Source organism: Aquibium pacificum (assembly GCF_040839445.1).
In the GTDB taxonomy this organism is placed as follows: domain Bacteria; phylum Pseudomonadota; class Alphaproteobacteria; order Rhizobiales; family Rhizobiaceae; genus Aquibium; species Aquibium pacificus.
Window position 1 is genome coordinate 655921 of sequence record NZ_JBDPGJ010000001.1, and the last position, 14854, is coordinate 670774.

Sequence of the window (14854 nt, forward strand, 5' to 3'; positions counted from 1 at the left end):
GCGCAAAGCCTGCTACTGCCCCAAACGTTCGAGAAGGATCGGCACGTGCACCTGATCGGATTTGTAGTTGCCGGTCAGCATGTACATCATGATGTTGACGCCCGCTCGCAGGGCATAGACGCGCTGCATCGGATCGGCGGGAACGGTCGGCAACAGCGGATCGCCATTGGCGTCGATCGCCCAGGCGCCGGCAAAATCGTTCGCCGTGATCATGATCGGGCTGACGCCGTCACCGGTGCGCACCGGCCGTTCCTCCAAATTGCTCGCGCCCACGGAGGCTTCCACCCAGAGCGGGCTGCCACTGTAACGGCCGGGGAAATTCTGCAGGATGAAGAAGGACTTGGTCAGCACGTGGTCTTCCGGCACGGGCTCCAGCGGCGGCACGTTCAGGTTCGACAGGATGTCGCGCAGGCGCTGGGTCGAGGCACTCGCGCGACCCGAAAGCCCGAGGCCGGTCGAAAACTGGTCGCGCGTGTCGAACAGGACCGTTCCGCCCTGTTTCATGTAGGCGTCGAGGCGCGCGATCGCGGCTTCCGACGGCATCGCAGCGTCGGGATCGATCGGCCAGTAGATCAGCGGATAGAAGGAGAGTTCGTCGGTCGCAACGTCGATGCCGGCCGGCTCGCCGGGTTCGAGCGCTGTCTTCTCGATCAGGAAGCGCGTCAGGCCCGTCAGACCGGCGCGGCTGATCGCGTCTGTCGAGGAATCCCCCGTCAGCACATAGGCGATCCGCGTCGTGGAGATCGCATCGATGGCTTCGGCCTCGCTGACCTGGGTTCCTGCCGGCTCCTGCGCGTTGCCCTGGCTTGGCGACGACAGCGCGAGGCCGAGGGCTGCGAACGCGACCAGGCCGGCGGTCGCGGAGCGCGCTCCGCGCCCCGTCCCGCGGCGGCCGCGCGAGAACAGCCCGCCCATCCAGAACACCGCCAGCGTGTCCAGCGCCATCAGGAGGAGAGCGATCGCCACCAGAGGACCCTTGAGATCGCGGGATCCGTCGGCCGCATAAACCGCCTCGGTGACCGGAAGGTTTGTCTCCGGCCGCGCGATGGGCGTAAAGGCGGCGTCGGCGGCGAGAAGGTTGCGGGCGATCACGCCTTCCTCGGTACCATAGAGGCCGGGCGGGTTCTCGATGGTGACGGGGCGTTCGCCTCCGCCCAGCAGGAGCGGCTGCGCGTCCGGACCCGGCGGGACCAGCGATCCATCGGCGGCGATCATGCGGTAGGGCGGAAGCGTCTGACCTCCGGCCCGGTCGCTGCCCTCGATCGCCCCCTGATTGCGGGAAAGCTGCACGACCCGGCGCAGCATCTCCACGAAACTGCCCGAGATCGGCAGGTTCGACCACGTCGCCTCCGGCGTCACATGGAACAGAACCAGCATGCCCTCGCCACGCCGGGCGCCGGTAACCAGCGGCGTCCCGTCGGCAAGGCTCGCCCATGTGTGTTCGAAGAGGTCGACGGTCGGCTCGGCGAGAACCTGGCGCATGACCGCGACCTCGCGCGGCGGCGAGAGGTCAGAGAAGGGTCCGTTGGGCGGGAACTCGGCAACCGGCTGCGGCTCCGTCCAGGAGAGCGAACCGCCGAGGGACCGCTCGCCGAGCCGCAGCCGCACCGGCAACAATTCCTCGTCGTTCTCGGCCGCCGCCAGCCTCGATCCGGCAAAGCGCACAAGCGTGCCGCCGTCGTTCAACCACTCGATCAGCCGCTCCCGCGCCATGTCCGGCAACGTGCCGACGTCGGCCATGACGATCATTGCCGGCTTCTGCTCCAGGATCGCCGGAATCGCCTCGGCAAGGTCGGATGACTCCGGCTCGACCAGATCGGCGAAGGGCTGCAGCGCGCGGCGGATGTAGTAGAGCGGCGAAAGCAGCGGCTGCGCCTGGTCTGCCTCCGCCTGGGAGATCAGCCCGACGCGCCGGCGCTTGGAGCTCTCGTCGAGCACGCGAACGGCGGCGGCCTGGTTCTCCCCGTCGATCCGGATGGAGGCGAAATCGTTGCGCAGTTCGAAGGGGACGCGGATTTCCGCCGTGGCCGAGGTCTCGGCCGGCCCGAAGGAGAACACGGTATCGGCGATGCGCCTGCCGCGGTCGTCGAATGCGCCGGCGGTGACCTGCCGCGGCGTCGGGTCGCCTGACGGCCTGATGGCGGTCACTTCGAAGAAATCGGGCTGGTTGTCCACGCCGGTCAGGCCCGCCGTGCGCAGCTGATCCGGTTCGATCCACACCATGCTGCCCGCGTTCTCGCCAAGCAGCGCCGAGAAGGCCGCCTCGTCGCCGGGCGTCGCGAGGCCGTCGGACAGGACGGCCACCGTGGCGCCGGGAACCGTCTGGAGCACGCCGGCCACGCGGCCGTAGACGCCCGCGCGGTCGACGGGTACCGGATGCGGAGCAGCCGCCCTCAGGCGGTTGCGCGCCTCTTCGGCATCGAAGGGGCCGATCTCGACGTTCGGCTTCTCGGCTGTAAAGCCAAGCACGACGGGGGCACCGGCGTCGGAGGCATCGGCGATCAGCCGCTCGGCGGTCGCGACGCGCAAATCCCAGTCCGAGGCGGAGGCCCAGCCATTGTCCACCACAATCGCAACCGCCTCGCCGCCGGTTTCCAGCCGCTCGCGCGGATTGAAGACAGGATCGGCGAGCGCGAAGATGACAAGCGCCGCCATGGCGAGCCTCAGGAGCGTCAGCCACCAGGGGCTCTGATGCGGCGTCTCCTCCTTGCGCATGACCCGCAGCAGGATGCGCAGAGGCGGAAAGACCTCGGTCTGCGGCTTCGGCGGGGTGAGGCGCAGGAGCCACCAGATGACCGGCAGCGCGAAAAGCCCGAGGAGCACCAGCGGCTGGCCGAATGAAAGAACGCTCATCCGCGCCCTCCCGCAATATGGCCGGCATTGCCCGAAAGCGCCATGTGCACGCGCACCAGAAGCTCGGATGCAAGGCGGTCCGTATGGCTGACAGTGTAGCTCCAGCCGAGCCGCGTGCTCCAGGAAATCAGTGTCTCGCGGCGGGCGAGGTAGAGCCGGCGATACTCATCGCCGAACGTCTCGGCGCGGCCGGCTGTGACTTTCTGCCTCGTCTCCGGATCGACGAATTCGGTGCGCCCGGCATAGGGAAAGGTTTCCTCGGCGGGGTCGGCCACTTCGATCAGATGTGCTCGCACGCCGTGGCGGGCAAGCACGTCGAGCCATTCCATCGTTTCCTCGACCGGATCGAGGAAGTCGCTTGCGATCACCACGTCGGAGAAACGGCGCACCGAGAGGAGTTCGGGTCGCGAGGGAACGTCGTTTGCCTGAGCCAGGATGGCGGCGAGGCGTTCAGCGCCGTTGCGCGCCGTGAAGGGATCCGACAGGCCCGGCCATGCGATGCGCTCGCCGCTGCGGGAAAGCAGTTCGGCGAGAGCCAGGACAAGGACGAGCGCGCGCGATTCCTTCGAGACCGAAGCCTGCGCCGACTTGTAGAGCATGGAGGGGGAGGGGTCAGCCCACAGCCAGACCGTATGGGCCGCTTCCCATTCGCGGTCGCGCACATAGGTATGCTGGTCGTCGCGGGCGGAGCGGCGCCAGTCGATGCGCGCGATCGCCTCGCCTTCGACATACGGCCGGAACTGCCAGAAATTCTCGCCGACGCCCTTCTTGCGGCGGCCGTGCCAGCCGGAGATCACGGTGTTGGCGATGCGGCGCGCCTCGACGAGAAGATCGGGAATGAGCGAAGCCCGCAGCCGTCCACGCGCCAGCGCGTCACGCGCCGTTACGGGTGCCGCCGCCTCGCCGATGCGTGCCATCAGCCGGCCGCTTTCACCAGCCGTGCTATCACGTCGCGAACGTTCATCCCTTCGGCGCGCGCGGCGAATGTCAGGGCCATCCGGTGCTGGAGCACGGGCTCGGCGAGCGCGTGGACGTCGTCCACCGAAGGCGCGAGGCGGCCGTCATAGAGGGCACGTGCGCGGGCGCAGAGCGTCAGCGCCTGGCTGGCGCGCGGACCGGGTCCCCACGAGACGTGCTTGTCGGTATCGGAATTGCCGTTGCCGGGGCGCGCGGACCGCACGAGATTCAGGATGGCTTCCACGACGCTCTCGGACACTGGCATGCGCCGTATGAGCGTCTGGATGGCCCGCAGGCGTTCGGCCGTAAGCACGTTCTCGGCCCGGCCGTCCTGTACGCCCGTCGTCTCCAGGAGGATGCGCCGCTCGGCCTCGATTTCGGGATAGAGGATATCGACCTGCATCAGGAAGCGGTCGAGCTGCGCCTCGGGCAGGGGATAAGTGCCCTCCTGCTCCAGGGGGTTCTGCGTGGCCAGAACGTGGAACGGCGCGGGCAGGTCGTGTCGTGCACCGGCGATCGTCACGTGATATTCCTGCATCGACTGCAGGAGCGCCGACTGCGTGCGCGGGCTCGCACGGTTAATCTCGTCGGCCATCAGGAGCTGGGCGAAGATCGGCCCGGGAATGAACCGGAAGAAGCGCTTGCCGGCCTCGTCCTGTTCCATCACCTCGGAGCCCAGGATGTCGGACGGCATCAGGTCGGGCGTGAACTGGATGCGGCGGGAATCGAGCCCGAGCACCGTACCGAGCGTCTCTACCAGCTTGGTCTTTGCGAGACCCGGGACACCGACCAGAAGCGCGTGTCCGCCGGCGAGGATCGCCACCATGGTACGCTCGACGACGCTTTCCTGGCCGAAAATGACCTTTCCAACCCCGGCACGGACCCGGGACAGATCGGCAAGCGCGGCTTCCGCATCGGCGATCATCTCCTTGTCCGAGACCGCCCGCTCATTCGTCATCACGCTCATGCCGCTCAATTCCTCTGCTGGCCTATGAACCTGTTGCCCGAAGCATGTTCCTCCGATTCGCACCTTTGCGGTATCTCTAGGCTGAACTTAAATCGGCCCCTGCGGCTGACAAGCGCAACGAGAGTGACTATTTCGTGACCATGACGGAAGATATTCACAAGGGCGGCGGTCTCGGTGGCGCCGGTGACGCCGCTGGCCTGGCGGCGCTGGTCTCGCGCGCCTCCCGCGCTGGCAAGGGTCTGCCCCCGGTCGAGAGTTGGAATCCGGAATTCTGCGGCGATCTGGACATGGAGATCAAGGCCGACGGGACGTGGTTCTACATGGGCACGCCGATCGGCCGCCTGCCGCTGGTGCAGCTCTTCTCCACCGTGATGCGCAAGGACGAGGACGGCAGGACCTATCTGGTCACGCCGGTGGAGCGGGTCGGCATCCGGGTCGAGGACGCGCCGTTCGTCGCCGTCGAGGTCGACGTCTCCGGAGAAGGCGAGGGACAGGTCATGACCTTCCGCACCAATGTCGGCGACGTGGTCGAGGCGGGGCCGGAGCATCCCATCCGCTTCGTCGACGAGAAGGAGACGGGCGGACTGAAGCCCTACCTTCTGGTGCGGGGCCGGCTCGAGGCGCTGGTCGCCCGGCCGGTGATGTACGAACTCGTCGACCACGGCGAGGAAATCGAGATCGACGGGCGCGCCATGTTCGCAATCCGGTCGAAGGGCGAGGTTTTTCCGATCATGCCGGCGGCGGAACTGGAAAGACGGAGCCGCTGACGATGGACGCTGCGTCAATGACGGCCTATTCCGCCGCGGACTTCAGGCAGCGCGCGCTGCGCGAACAGGCGCCGCACTCCCTCGAGCTCGGGGACCATCTCTTTAACCCGTCGTTCGAGGACCTTATCGCGCGGGACCGCCTGCGCGACGCGGCGGTGCTCGTACCGGTGGTCGACCGGGGTGAGGAGGCGACGGTGCTCCTCACCAAGCGCACTGAAAAGCTGCGCAGCCATTCCGGACAGATCGCCTTTCCGGGCGGTCGTATCGATCCCGAGGACGCGACGCCGGAGCATGCGGCACTGAGGGAGGCGGAGGAAGAGATCGGGCTCGACGCCACGTTCATCGAGGTCATCGGCCGCATGCCCGATTACCTGACCGGAAGCGGCTATCGCATCGCACCGGTGCTTGCGACCGTGCGTCCCGGGTTCCTGCTGACGATCAATGAGGACGAGGTGGACGACGCCTTCGAAGTACCGCTTCGCTTCCTGATGGACCCGGCGAACCACCGACGTGAAAGCCGCATGTGGCAGGAGCGGGAGCGCTTCTTCTACACCATGCCGCACGGCGAGCGGTACATATGGGGCGTGACGGCGGGCATTCTGCGAACCCTCTACGAGAGACTCTACGCGTGAGCGAGCTATCCATTGCCGGCCGCGCGGAATGGCTCGCCGATCCCGCGCTGCAGACGCTGCTCGCGCTCCTGAATGAGGGTGGCGAGGAAGCGCGCATTGCCGGCGGAGCCGTGCGCAATACGCTGCTCGGCGAACCGGCCGGCGACATCGACATCGCCACTACTACGCTTCCCGACGAGACGATCGCTCGCGCGACGCGCGCCGGCTTCAAGGCGGTACCGACCGGCTACGAGCACGGGACGGTGACGGTGATCGCGGGCGGCGTGCCGCACGAGGTCACGACACTGCGCGCCGACGTCGAGACGTTCGGACGCAAGGCCAGGGTCCGCTTCGGTCGCGACTGGCGCCAGGACGCGGAACGGCGCGACTTCACCATGAACGCACTTTATGCGGACGCCGATGGCAGGGTCGTCGATCTCGTCGGCGGACTGGCCGACCTCGAGAGCCGCACGATCCGCTTCATTGGCGATGCCGAAGCGCGGATCCGCGAGGACTACCTGCGCATCCTGCGCTTCTTCCGCTTCTTCGCCCGCTATGGCTCGGGACGGCCGGATGCCGAGGGGCTGAAGGCATGCGCCAGGCTGAAAGAGGGCATCGACGGACTCTCGGCCGAGCGCGTCTGGGCGGAACTGAAGAAGCTGCTTTCGGCGCCCGATCCCTCGCGCGCGCTGTTGTGGATGCGGCAGTCGGGCGTCCTGACGCGGATCCTTCCCGAAAGCGAGAAATGGGGGATCGACTTCATCCACGGCCTGGTCACAGCCGAGCGCGATCTCGGATGGCCACCGGACCCCGCGCTGCGGCTCGCGGCAATCATTCCCCCCGACCCCGTTCGCGTCACCGCGATGGCGCAGCGGCTGCGGCTTTCCAATGCCGACCGCGACCGGCTCGTCGCATGGGCGGCGGCGCCCGGCATGAAGCCGGACATGTCGGAAAGCCAGTTGGCGAAGCTGGCCTATCGCACCGGCCGCGAGGGGCTTTCCGACCGGCTGACGCTCGCGCTGGCCGCCGCACGAGCCCGCGCGGTCGAGGACGACGGCGCACTGCGCGAGGCCGGAGGCTGGTATCGGCTGAAGAAATTCCTCGACGGCTGGGACGTGCCGAAATTTCCCGTCGCGGGAGCTGACCTGATCGCACTCGGCGTTCCGGCAGGACCTAAAATGGGGAATCTGCTGCGGGACCTGGAGGAAGGCTGGGTGGACGCCGGCTTCACGCCGGATCGGGATGGCCTGCTCGCTCAGGCAGAGACCCTCAAGGGCAACTACCTGTAGGACAAGCCGAATCCGTCGCGCCGACGCAGGACGGCCGGCATCACGCCGGCCGCCGGTGAAGCGTCTGGGGCGGGTGTTCAGGCGGCGTCGCGAACCTTTTCGATGCGGGACCGGATGGCATCGATCATGGATTCGCGGATGGTGTTCTCGCCGTGGTCCTGGCGCATGTGCTCGACCGCACGGCGCATGACCTCGGCCTCTTCCTCGTGGCGGGTGTGCCAGTCGCACCCCGGAACGAGGGTGCCGCAGTAATATTGTTTCATGACTTTCCTCCTCGGTTTCTCGAGTTTCTTATGGGCGGCACCACCATAACATGAGGTCGGCGGTTTTGTTGCCCGGGGCCGATCACGATTTCACCCGGTCGCGGTCCGTCTACGGCCACTTCACCATCGGCGGCATGGAGGACAGGATCGAGTTCACGTTGCCGCCCGTCTTGAGCCCGAAGGTCGTGCCCCGGTCGTATAGCAGGTTGTACTCGACGTAGCGGCCGCGCCGTACCAGTTGCTCGTCGCGTTCGGCCTCTGTCCATTCCTTGTCGAAGTTGCGCCGCACGAGTTCGGGATAGATCTCGGCGAAACTCGTGCCCACGTCCTGCGTGAAGGCAAAATCGGCATTCCAGCCGCCCTTTTCGGCGGGAGAGTGGAGCCAGTCGTAGAAGATGCCGCCGATGCCGCGCGCCTCGTTGCGGTGCGGCAGGAAGAAGTAGTCGTCGCACCAGCGCTTGTATTTGTCGTAGTCGGCGACGCGAGGGTTTCGATCGCAGGCCGCCTTCATCGCCGCGTGAAAGTCCACCGTGTCGCGATCCTCCTGCGTGCGGCGGCGGTCGAGCACCGGGGTCAGATCCGCGCCGCCGCCGAACCACTGGCGTGCCGTCACCACCATGCGGGTGTTCATGTGAACGGCCGGCACGTGCGGGTTCCAAGGGTGCGCGATCAGCGAGATGCCCGAGGCCCAGAACGTCGGGTTCTCCTCACCGCCGGGCATCTGCTTGCGGAATTCGGGCGAAAACTCGCCGTGGACCAGCGAAGTGTGCACGCCGGCCTTCTCGAAGACGCGGCCGTGCAGCATCGACATGGTCCCGCCGCCGCCCTCGCCCTCCTCGCGCAGCCAGGGCGTGCGTTCGAAGCGTCCCGGCGTCCGGTCGGAAAGTGGGCCTGCGACCTCGTCCTCCAGCCGTTCGAACAGGCCGCAGATGCGGTCGCGCAGTTCCTCGAACCAGGCCCTCGCGGCCACCTTCTTGGCTTCCAGGTCCGGCGGCATGTCGGCCGGGATCTCGGGGCGTTCCATTCGCGTCTCCGGTTGCAGCATCTCGCGTCGGCGCGGACATAGTCCCGGAGGCACCGTCCTCGCAACCCGTGGCGCGCGAATCGGCCAAGCCACAGAATCGACTCGCAATTTCGCCGAGCCGGCCATAGATTTCCATCTGGAAGCGAGGAGAGGTTCTGTGCGTACACCGCCAAGACCGCCGCTCGACGGGCTCAAGAAGCGGCTCGACCGTCACCGCAGGGAAGGCGCCCGCCTGCCGCGGGACGGCTTCATCCGCGAGACCTACGCCCTGCCGCGCACCGACGCGCGCGAAAAGGCGCGCGAATGGTTCGACCGCTGGCCCAAGCAGGCCTACTGGACGGCCATCGAAAGCTGGTGCGAGCGCCCCGAGGACGTCATCGAGTTCACGATGAGAAGGCTGCCGACGGCGGATTGACCTGCCTCACCGCTTCCCCCGCTGCCATCGCGACTGACATCGCCAGATTGAGGCTTCTGCCGCCGCCGGGCATCGGGATGAGAAGGCGTTCGTCGGCAGCCGCATGCACGTGGTCGGAAACGCCGGCCGACTCCCGGCCGAAGAGCAGGATGTCGCCTGGCCGGTAGTCGAAGCGCGTATAGGGCAAGGCGGCCTTGGTCGAAAACAGCAGCAACCGCCGCCCTTCCGCGCCTCGCCACGCCTCGAAGGCTTCCCAGTCGTCGTGGCGGATCAGCGCCGCCATCTCAAGATAGTCCATGCCTGCGCGCTTCAACGTCCGGTCCGACATGTCGAAGCCGGCCGGTCCGATCACGTCGATGGCGATGCCGAGGCAGGCGCCAAGGCGGAGGATCGCGCCGGTGTTGCCCGCGATGTCGGGCTGATAGAGCGCGATACGGATGCCGTCTTTCACGTCCACGATCCATTCCGTTGCGGAAGGGCAACACTTTTGGGGTGCCCGCCGCCCGTAGAATTGCAGCGGTAGCCAAGCCGCACGAATTGGTCTATGGGCTCATCCATCGTCAACCCCGAACCATGGAGGCAGGAATGGACATCATGTTGTTTGCATCTTCTTTCTGCCTGCGCGACAGGCGCCCGCTCTGACGGCGGCTTCGGAACGACGAACCTTCCCATAGACGGTTTTTTCATCGCCCGAATCCCTGCCGGAACACAGCTTCCGAACGCGAGAGAGTCCAGCGATGACGAAAAAACCTCCCTTGGGGCACAAAGCCCCTTCCGAACCGATTGCCACCGCTCCGGCGGGTAGCGTCGCTCACGCCCCCTTCGCGAAAGATCTGACGCCAGCTCTTGCCGCCGGGCTGTCAGCAGCCTTCAGGGCCGCTCTTGGCGGGGCTGGTCATCCAAACCATCTTGCTAACGGGAAGGGCGGCCCCACGAAGCCCGGCGCCGCAGTGGCGAAGGACTCGCGCGCGACTTCCAGACCAGCGGCCACCGGTCCGGTCCGAACCGGACCGCGGATAGGCCACAAGTGAGAAAGACGAGAGAAAAGACGATGTTCCGCTGGTTCGAAAGCCGTCTCGACCCGTTTCCCCCGGAGGAACCGCTGGAGCCGCCGAAGACGCTGGTCGCGTTCTGCCTGCACTACACGAAGGGATCGTGGCAGTGGCTGGCGCCCTCGGCGATCCTCATGGCACTGATCGCCATTACCGAAGTCTGGATGTTCTCGTTCGTCGGCAACATCGTCGACTGGCTGTCGGAACGGGATCGCGCAACCTTCCTCGAACAGGAAGGGATGAAGCTCGCCGGCATGGCGCTGATCGTGCTCGTCGCGCTGCCGCTGATGGTCTGGTTCCACTCTCTGCTGAACCAGCAGGTGCTCATGGGCAACTATCCCATGCGCATCCGCTGGCAGGTGCACCGCTACCTGCTCAAGCAGTCGATGACCTTCTATCAGGACGAGTTCGCCGGTCGTATCGCCACGAAGCTGATGCAGACGGCGCTCGCCGTGCGCGAATGCGTGATCAAGCTGATCGACGTGATGAATTACGTCATCGTCTACTTCACCGGTGTGCTCATCATCGTCGGTTCGGCCGACCTGAGGCTTGCCGCGCCCATCCTGGGATGGCTTATCGGCTACGTCCTCCTGATGCGCTATTTCGTTCCGCGCCTGGGCGAAGTGGCCGAAAGGCAGGCCGACGCCCGTTCCCTCATGACCGGCCGCGTCGTGGACAGCTACACCAACATCCAGACGGTGAAGCTGTTCTCGCATGCCCGCCGCGAGGCCGGGTATGCGCGGGAGGGCATGAAGGGCTTCCTCGACACCGTCTACGGCCAGATGCGGCTGGTGACCGGCCTCTACGGAATGCTCTACCTCCTGAACTCGCTCTGCCTGTTCCTTGTGGGGACGCTGGGCATCTGGCTCTGGCTTCAGGAGGCGGTGTCGATCGGCGCGGTGGCGGTGTCGCTGGCGCTCGTGCTTCGCCTCTGGGGCATGTCGCAATGGATCATGTGGGAGCTTTCGGCGCTGTTCGAGAACATCGGCACCGTGCAGGACGGCATCAACTCGATCTCGCTGCCGCGACTGGTGGAAGACCGGCACCAGGCGAAGGAACTTGTCGTCAAGCGCGGCGAGATCGTCTTCGACGGGGTCCGCTTCCACTACGGCAAGAAGAAGGGCGTCATTGAGGAACTCTCGCTGACCATTCGGCCGGGCGAGAAGGTCGGCGTAGTCGGCCGCTCGGGCGCCGGCAAGTCCACGCTGGTGAACCTGCTCCTGCGTTTCTACGACATCGAGAGCGGCCGCGTCCTGATTGATGGACAGGATATCTCGGAGGTTACGCAGGACAGCCTCAGGGCTAACATCGGCATGGTTACGCAGGACACCTCGCTGCTGCACCGCTCGGTGCGCGAGAACATCCTCTATGGCCGGCCGGACGCGACCGAGGAGATGATGCTGGAGGCCGCGCGCAAGGCCGAGACGCTAGACTTCGTCGCGACGCTCACCGATCCCAAGGGCCGAAAGGGCTTCGACGCCCATGTCGGCGAGCGCGGGGTGAAACTTTCGGGCGGACAGCGCCAAAGAATCGCCATAGCGCGCGTGATGCTGAAGGACGCGCCGATCCTCATCCTCGACGAGGCCACGTCGGCGCTCGATTCCGAGGTCGAGGCGGCCATCCAGGAAAACCTCTACCGGCTGATGGAGGGCAAGACGGTCATCGCCATCGCGCACCGGCTGTCCACCATCGCTGCGATGGACCGGCTCATCGTCATGGACAAGGGCGAGGTGATCGAAGAGGGCACGCACGAGGAACTGATCGCGCACAACGGGCTTTACGCCCAGTTGTGGGAGCGGCAGTCGGGGGGTTTCCTCGATCTCGAGACGGCAGAAGCGGCGGAATAGAAAAGGGGTGGCTGCCCGGACTGCGGGGGGCGGCCACCGGTTGGGCTGGCAACGGACAATGGCAATCACCAACGACGACGACACGGAAAATCGCCGCCTGCGCGACCGGCTCTGGAGCCGGGTGGAGGGCGTCGTCGATCCCTTTCACGACACTGACCGGGACGTGCTCCCCGAGGACGCCTGGCGGTTCATCCTCTATTTCGCCCGTCAGGCGAAGGGACCGTTCATCCTTCTCCTCATCATGGGCGGCCTGGTGGGCACGGTCGATGCGGGGCTATACTGGGCAATCGGCTGGCTGATCGACCTGCTCGACCAGTCTGATCCGGCAACACTCTTTGCCGACCACTGGCCCGAACTCGCCGGACTGCTCGTGCTCGTGCTGGTGGTGCGCGCGGCCGTGATGATCGGGTCGGCGGTCGTCGAGCAGCAGATCATCGTCCCCGGCTTTTTCGCCCTGGTGCGATGGCAGGCCTTCCGGCGCGTCATCGAGCAACCTTACGAGTTCTACCAGAACGACTTTGCCGGCCGCATCGCGCAGAAGATCATGCAGGGCGGCGAGGCGGTCGGCGATTTCATCGTCTCCGTGCTTCAGTCGGTCTGGTCCTTCCTGACCTTCCTGTTCCTGGCGACGACGCTGCTCGCGGCCCTCAATCCACTGATGGGCGTGGTGCTGGCGGTCTGGTGCGGCGGCTATGCGCTGATCATCCGCTACCTCCTGCCGGAACTCCGGAAGGCCGGCCGCGCCACCGCCGACCAGCGCTCCATCTTCAGCGGCCGGCTGGTCGATTCCTTCACCAACATCGTCGCGGTGAAACTGTTCGACAGCGGCCGGCGCGAGCACGCCTTCGTGCGCGAAGGGCTGGAAAACTTCTATCGGGCGGTCACGCGGCTGACCCGCAACATCACCACCGTGCGTTCCTGCGTCGCCATCCTCAACGGCCTGATGATGGCATCGATCGCGGCGATCGCGGTGACGAGTTGGACCCGGGGCGAGATATCGACGGGCGCCATCGCCGCCGCGCTGGGACTGGTGTTCAGGCTCAACAACATGTCGAGCTGGATGATGTTCAACATCAACGGCCTCATCCGCTCCTATGCCACGGTGCAGGACGCCACCGGGACGATCTCCGTCGAACCGGCCATCCGCGACGTGCCGGGCGCGGTCGCGGCGCCGCGCACAACGGGCGACATCCGGTTCGAGAACGTCACCTTCCATTATGGCAAGGGCGGCGGCGTCATCGAAAATCTGAACCTGCACATCCGGTCGGGCGAGAGGGTTGCGCTGGTCGGGCCGTCGGGCGCCGGCAAGACCACGATCGTCAACCTGCTCCTGCGGCTCTTCGACGTGGAGGGCGGGCGTATCCTGCTCGACGGGCAGGATATCCGCGGCCTGACCCAAGCCTCGCTGCGCGACCAGTTCGGCGTCGTCAGCCAGGAGCCGATGCTCATGCACCGCTCCATCCGCGACAACATCGCCTATGGCCGCCCGGGCGCGGCCGACGCGGAAATCGTTGAGGCGGCGAGGCGGGCGGCGGCCTATGACTTCATCAAGGACGTCTTGGATCCGAAGGGGCGCAAGGGTCTAAGCGCTTATGTCGGCGAGCGCGGCGTGAAGCTTTCGGGCGGTCAGCGCCAGCGCATCGCGATTGCGCGCATGATGCTGAAGAACGCGCCGGTGCTGATCCTCGACGAGGCGACCTCGGCCCTGGATTCGGAGATCGAGGCAGCGATCCAGGACAATCTCTACCGCATGATGGAGAACCGCACCGTCATCGCGGTCGCCCACCGGCTGTCCACGATCGCCGCACTTGACCGGCTCGTGATCCTGGATGGTGGGAGAATCGTCGAGGAAGGAAGCCATGGCGAGCTCCTCGCCCGCGACGGGCTCTACGCGCAGCTCTGGAAGCGCCAGTCCGGCGGCTTCCTGGCAGACCGGCTGGCGGCGGAATAGGTCTCGCTATGGCCGTCCGACTCCCCGCACTGCGGCAGTCCGATTCGATCTTCGACCCTCTTGCCGCCGAGATCATGGGCGAGAAGGCGGCTTCGCTCGGCCGCGCGGGCGAGAAGGTGGAACGGTCGCTTGCCGCCCTGCAGGCCCACGAAGGCTCGCCGGCCGACCGGGCGGCCGTTCTGCGAACGGCTACCCAGGCAGTGCACGCCTATTTTATCCAGCGGGAACTGTGCGGATTGCGACGCCACGACGACGTGATCCGCGAATATTGCATCCCGCGCGAAGTGCTGGTCAGGCTAGGGGCGCAATAGGGGAGGGCGCCGCCGTCACTTCGACATGTGGACGTAGCACGGCCCCACGATCTGCTGTTCTCCCGCGCCCTTGTATTTCTTCAGCGCCGCCTGACAACTCGCCATCGCCTTCTGCTCTGCTGCCTTCTGGCTGCCTGCGTTGATGGATATCCCGCAGACGTGGCCGGGTCCGGCCCAGTAATGGATCGTTGTGGCCGCGAAGGCGGAGTGGCCCGACGCGGCGATGTATTTCTTGTGGAGACCGGAGCATCCTCCAGTCATGTCGCGCATGTACATCACCTTGCGGCGAACGTCCCCTTCCTGGCCCGAAAGGTTGGCCGCCGAAGCCAGCGTCGGCGGCAGAAGCACGAGTGCGAACCCGAGTATGGCGGCAAGAGTTCCGGTTCGCTGCCCGATCATTGAACGTCCCCCCAATAGTGTCGTTGCGTCAACGCGGTCCAGTATACATACCCCCGGACAACAATCTAGAATAATGAGAAGCTATTCAAACTACCTGTGGTAACACTCGGCGCGACCGCAGACGATTGACCTGGAGGGGAGCCTTTGA

General features: G+C 66.1%; 14 protein-coding genes. 7 read left to right on the forward strand and 7 right to left on the reverse strand.

Annotated elements, in window-relative coordinates; translation table 11 throughout:
* Positions 1 to 12 precede the first annotated feature (12 nt).
* Genes ABGN05_RS03200 through ABGN05_RS03210 form a run of 3 tightly spaced genes read right to left on the reverse strand, consistent with a single transcriptional unit; the run spans position 13 to position 4777 of the window.
* Complete coding sequence (locus tag ABGN05_RS03200) at positions 13 to 2853, reverse strand: DUF4159 domain-containing protein (protein WP_367952540.1); 2841 nt, start codon at positions 2851 to 2853, stop codon at positions 13 to 15.
* The gene (locus ABGN05_RS03205; protein ID WP_367952541.1) at positions 2850 to 3770 is read right to left on the reverse strand and encodes a DUF58 domain-containing protein; all 921 of its coding nucleotides are present in this window, start codon (positions 3768 to 3770) and stop codon (positions 2850 to 2852) included. The genes ABGN05_RS03200 and ABGN05_RS03205 overlap by 4 nt, the downstream gene beginning before the upstream one ends.
* On the reverse strand, positions 3770 to 4777 hold the full coding sequence (locus ABGN05_RS03210) for an AAA family ATPase (RefSeq protein ID WP_367952542.1): 1008 nt from the start codon (positions 4775 to 4777) through the stop codon (positions 3770 to 3772). The genes ABGN05_RS03205 and ABGN05_RS03210 overlap by 1 nt, the downstream gene beginning before the upstream one ends.
* Positions 4778 to 4917: 140 nt before the next feature.
* Between ABGN05_RS03210 and ABGN05_RS03215 the strand changes: the two genes are divergently transcribed.
* From ABGN05_RS03215 to ABGN05_RS03225, 3 genes are read left to right on the forward strand one after another with little or no spacing between them, the layout of a single operon-like run.
* Positions 4918 to 5544 carry a DUF1285 domain-containing protein gene (locus ABGN05_RS03215; RefSeq protein WP_367953135.1) on the forward strand — a complete coding sequence of 209 codons (627 nt, stop codon included), beginning with the start codon at positions 4918 to 4920 and terminating at the stop codon, positions 5542 to 5544.
* Positions 5545 to 5546: 2 nt separating this feature from the next.
* Positions 5547 to 6176, forward strand: a complete 630-nt coding sequence (locus ABGN05_RS03220; protein WP_367952543.1) for a CoA pyrophosphatase — start codon at positions 5547 to 5549, stop codon at positions 6174 to 6176.
* Positions 6173 to 7444 (forward strand): CCA tRNA nucleotidyltransferase, encoded by a 1272-nt coding sequence (locus tag ABGN05_RS03225; protein WP_367952544.1) that lies wholly within the window; start codon positions 6173 to 6175, stop codon positions 7442 to 7444. The genes ABGN05_RS03220 and ABGN05_RS03225 overlap by 4 nt, the downstream gene beginning before the upstream one ends.
* A gap of 77 nt (positions 7445 to 7521) precedes the next feature.
* Here the strand turns inward: ABGN05_RS03225 and ABGN05_RS03230 are convergent, their stop codons facing one another.
* Together ABGN05_RS03230 and hemF are read right to left on the reverse strand one after the other, a co-directional pair.
* A complete protein-coding gene (locus ABGN05_RS03230) occupies positions 7522 to 7707 on the reverse strand; it encodes a DUF1059 domain-containing protein (RefSeq protein WP_367952545.1) in 186 nt (61 codons plus the stop codon).
* A gap of 109 nt (positions 7708 to 7816) precedes the next feature.
* On the reverse strand, positions 7817 to 8731 hold the full coding sequence (hemF, locus tag ABGN05_RS03235; protein WP_367952546.1) for an oxygen-dependent coproporphyrinogen oxidase: 915 nt from the start codon (positions 8729 to 8731) through the stop codon (positions 7817 to 7819).
* Positions 8732 to 8888: 157 nt separating this feature from the next.
* Here hemF and ABGN05_RS03240 point away from each other — a divergent pair, with 157 nt between their 5' ends.
* A complete protein-coding gene (locus tag ABGN05_RS03240) occupies positions 8889 to 9146 on the forward strand; it encodes a hypothetical protein (protein ID WP_367952547.1) in 258 nt (85 codons plus the stop codon).
* On the opposite strand, the gene ABGN05_RS03245 is transcribed toward ABGN05_RS03240, so the two are convergent.
* Entirely contained in the window at positions 9115 to 9597 is a 483-nt protein-coding gene (locus tag ABGN05_RS03245) for a tRNA (cytidine(34)-2'-O)-methyltransferase (RefSeq protein WP_367953136.1), read from the reverse strand. The two genes, ABGN05_RS03240 and ABGN05_RS03245, sit on opposite strands and share 32 nt — an antisense overlap.
* A 600-nt stretch (positions 9598 to 10197) precedes the next feature.
* Between ABGN05_RS03245 and ABGN05_RS03250 the strand changes: the two genes are divergently transcribed.
* Genes ABGN05_RS03250 through ABGN05_RS03260 form a run of 3 tightly spaced genes read left to right on the forward strand, consistent with a single transcriptional unit; the run spans position 10198 to position 14307 of the window.
* On the forward strand, positions 10198 to 12045 hold the full coding sequence (locus ABGN05_RS03250) for an ABC transporter ATP-binding protein (RefSeq protein ID WP_367953137.1): 1848 nt from the start codon (positions 10198 to 10200) through the stop codon (positions 12043 to 12045).
* A 58-nt stretch (positions 12046 to 12103) separates the two neighbouring features.
* Positions 12104 to 13996, forward strand: coding sequence for an ABC transporter ATP-binding protein (locus ABGN05_RS03255; RefSeq protein ID WP_367952548.1), 1893 nt, complete (start codon positions 12104 to 12106; stop codon positions 13994 to 13996).
* Between the two features lie 8 nt (positions 13997 to 14004).
* Positions 14005 to 14307 carry a DUF6665 family protein gene (locus ABGN05_RS03260; RefSeq protein ID WP_367952549.1) on the forward strand — a complete coding sequence of 101 codons (303 nt, stop codon included), beginning with the start codon at positions 14005 to 14007 and terminating at the stop codon, positions 14305 to 14307.
* A 15-nt stretch (positions 14308 to 14322) separates the two neighbouring features.
* Here the strand turns inward: ABGN05_RS03260 and ABGN05_RS03265 are convergent, their stop codons facing one another.
* Positions 14323 to 14706, reverse strand: a complete 384-nt coding sequence (locus ABGN05_RS03265) for a hypothetical protein (RefSeq protein ID WP_367952550.1) — start codon at positions 14704 to 14706, stop codon at positions 14323 to 14325.
* Positions 14707 to 14854 lie beyond the last annotated feature (148 nt).